The following is a 3,385-nucleotide window of genomic DNA, read 5'->3' on the forward strand; positions in this document are numbered from 1 at the left end:
CCCCTACCCCGACCCGGACCCCGACACCGGCTTCGAGCCTGGCGTCCTCGCCGCCACCACCTGGCTGGCGCTCGTCCCCGCCGCGGGGGAGGACGGCGCGGGAGCCGGCGCGGCGATCGCCGCCGCCTGCCTGGATCGGATCGCGGCGCACGGCGCCCGCGTCCTGACCCTCGCCCTCGATCCCGCCGATCCCGCCGCGCACCGGGCGGGATTCGCGGCGCGGCTGCGGGAGGAGACCGCCCGGGGCCCGATCGACGGCGTCCTGTCCCTGCTGGCGCTGGACACGCGCCCGCACCCGGCCCGTTCCGACGTGCCCTCGGGCCTCGCGCAGAACCTCACCGCCGTCCAGGCTCTGGGCGACGCCGGGTGCGACGCGCCGCTGTGGCTGGTGACCCGGGGCGCGGTCGGCACCGGCCCCGGCGACGCGGCGCCCAGCCCCGAGCAGGCCATGACCTGGGGCCTCGGCCGGGTCGTCGGCCTCGAACACCCGGAGCGCTGGGGCGGGTTGATCGACCTTCCGGGGAACGACGCGACCTCGGGCGGCGGCGCCCTCGACACCGCGCTCACCCGGCTGTGCGGCGTTCTGGCCGGGCTTCCTGGGGAGGACCGGGCCGAGGATCAGCTCGCCGTCCGCGCCGGCGGGCTCCTGGCCCGCCGCCTCGAACGGGTCGCCGTCACCCGGCCCGCCACGCCGTGGACGCCCCGCGGCACGGTCCTCATCACCGGCGGCACGGGCGCGCTCGGCACCCATGTCGCCCGGCGGCTCGCCCGCAACGGCGCCTCCCACCTCGTCCTCACCAGCCGCCGCGGCATCGCGGCACCGGGCGCGGCCGAGCTGGGCGACGAACTGACCGCCCTCGGGGCCCGCGTCACCGTCGCCGCCTGCGACCTCGCCGACCGTGACTCCGTCGCCGCCCTGCTGGCCGAGCACCCGCCGACCGCCGTCGTCCACGCGGCGGGCGTCAACGCCGGGGGCCCGCTTCACGCCACCGACGTCGCCGACCTCGCCGAGGCGGCCGGGGCCAAGGCCACCGGTGCCCGGCACCTGGACGAACTGCTGGACGACACCCCGCTGGACGCGTTCGTGCTGTTCTCCTCGGTCGCGGGCATCTGGGGCAGCGGCGGCCAGGGTGGGTACGCCGCCGCCAACGCCCACCTCGACGCCCTCGCCGACCGCCGCAGGGCCAGGGGCCTGACGGCCACGGCCGTCGCCTGGGGCCCGTGGGCGGGCGGCGGCATGGCCCACGACGAGGCCGTCGACCGGCTGCGGCACCAGGGCGTCCCCGCGCTCGCCCCCGACGCGGCCGTCACCGCGCTGGAGGCGGCCCTCGCCGACGACACCGCCACCGCGGCCGTCGCCGACGTGCGCTGGGACCTGTTCGCCCCGACGTTCACCGCGGCCCGCGCTCGCCCGCTCATCGGCGACCTGCCCGAGGTCCGCGCCGCCCTCGCCACCGACGGCACCGCCCCCGGCGACGGACTCGGCGAACGGCTCGCGGCGCTCCCGGCCCGGAACCGCGACCACGCTCTCCTCGAACTCGTCACCGCACACGTCAGGGCCGTCCTCGACCATGGATCCGCGGCCGGCATCGCCGCCGACCGCGCGTTCAAGGACCTGGGCTTCGACTCGCTGACGGCCGTCGAACTGCGCAACCGGCTCACCGCGGAGACCGGCCTCTCCCTGCCGACGACCCTGGTCTTCGACCACCCCACGCCGGCCGCCCTCACCGCCCACCTGAGCGAGCGGATCCTCGGCACCGACCCGGACGCCGCCCAGCCGGACATCTCCGCGGATGCGACCGACGAGCCGGTGGCGATCGTGGCGATGGGCTGCCGTTATCCGGGTGGGGTGGGGTCGCCGGAGGATCTGTGGCGGCTGGTTGCCGAGGGGATGGATGCCGTTGGCGCGTTCCCGGTGGACCGCGGCTGGGACGTGGACGCGCTGTTCGACCCGGATCCGGAGCGGTCGGGGACGTCGTATGTGCGGGAGGGCGGGTTCCTGTACGGGGCGGGGGAGTTCGACCCGGGGGTGTTCGGGATCTCGCCGCGTGAGGCGCTGGCGATGGATCCGCAGCAGCGGTTGCTGCTGGAGACCTCCTGGGAGACCTTCGAACGGGCGGGCATCGACCCGTTGTCCCTGCGCGGCAAGGACATCGGCGTCTTCGTCGGCGCCTCGCCCCAGGGCTATGGCGCCGGACTCACCCAGGCGTCGGCACCCCCGGAGGTCGCGGGGTACCGGCTGACCGGCGGCGCCACCAGCGTGTTCTCCGGCCGCATCGCTTACAGCCTCGGCCTCGAAGGGCCCGCCATCACCGTGGACACGGCCTGCTCCTCGTCCCTGGTGGCGCTGCACCTGGCGGCGCAGTCGCTGCGGAACGGCGAGTGCGCGATGGCGCTGGCCGGTGGCGTCGCGGTGATGGCGACGCCCGAGGTCTTCACCGAGTTCAGCAGCCAGCGCGGCCTCGCGGCCGACGGCCGGTGCAAGGCATTCGCCGAAGCTGCGGACGGCACCGGCTGGGCCGAGGGTGTCGGGGTGCTGCTGCTGGAGCGGCTTTCCGATGCGCGGCGCAACGGTCATCGGGTGCTGGCGGTGGTGCGGGGCAGTGCGGTGAACCAGGACGGTGCGAGCAACGGGCTGACCGCGCCGAGTGGGTTGGCGCAGCAGCGGGTGATCCGCGCGGCGCTGGTCAACGCGGGCCTGTCGGCGAGCGAGGTGGACGTGGTGGAGGCGCATGGCACGGGCACCACCTTGGGTGATCCGATCGAGGCGCAGGCGTTGCTGGCCACCTACGGGCGGGACCGCGAGGGTGAACGGGCGTTGTGGCTGGGGTCGTTGAAGTCGAACATCGGGCATGCGCAGGCGGCGGCGGGTGTGGGTGGTGTGATCAAGATGGTGCAGGCGATGCGGCACGGCGTGCTGCCGCGCACGTTGCATGTGGACCGGCCGTCGCCGCACGTGGACTGGGACGCGGGCGCGGTGCGGCTGCTGACCGAGTCGGCGGACTGGCCGGAGACCGGCCGCCCTCGCCGCGCGGGCGTGTCCGCCTTCGGGATGAGCGGCACCAACGCGCACGTGCTCATCGAGCAGGCCGACGAGCCCGAGCCCGGCACGGCCGAACTCCGCCTCCCCGCCCACCCGTTCCCGGTGCCCCTGGTGGTGTCCGGGGCGGACGAGGGTGCGTTGGACGCGCAGGTGGCGCGGGTGCGGGGTGTGGTGCCGTCGGTGGATGTGGGGTGGTCGCTGGCGATGGGCCGGGCCGCGCTTGATCACCGTGCGGTGGTGCTGGGGCCGGATGACGGCGACCCGTTCGAGGCGGCGGGCCAGGAGCCCGCCGGCGCGGACGGCGAGCTGATCCTCGGCCCGGTCCTCCCCAGGAAGCCCGGC

General features: G+C 76.0%; 1 protein-coding gene. It reads left to right on the plus strand.

Annotated features, from left to right (window positions below):
- A partial coding sequence (locus ADY01_RS34195) for a type I polyketide synthase (RefSeq protein ID WP_049580668.1) occupies nucleotides 1-3,385 on the plus strand: 3,385 nt, incomplete at both ends.

The sequence above is a fragment of the Streptomyces sp. SBT349 genome, from assembly GCF_001083795.1.
Taxonomy (GTDB): Bacteria; Actinomycetota; Actinomycetes; order Streptomycetales; family Streptomycetaceae; genus Streptomyces.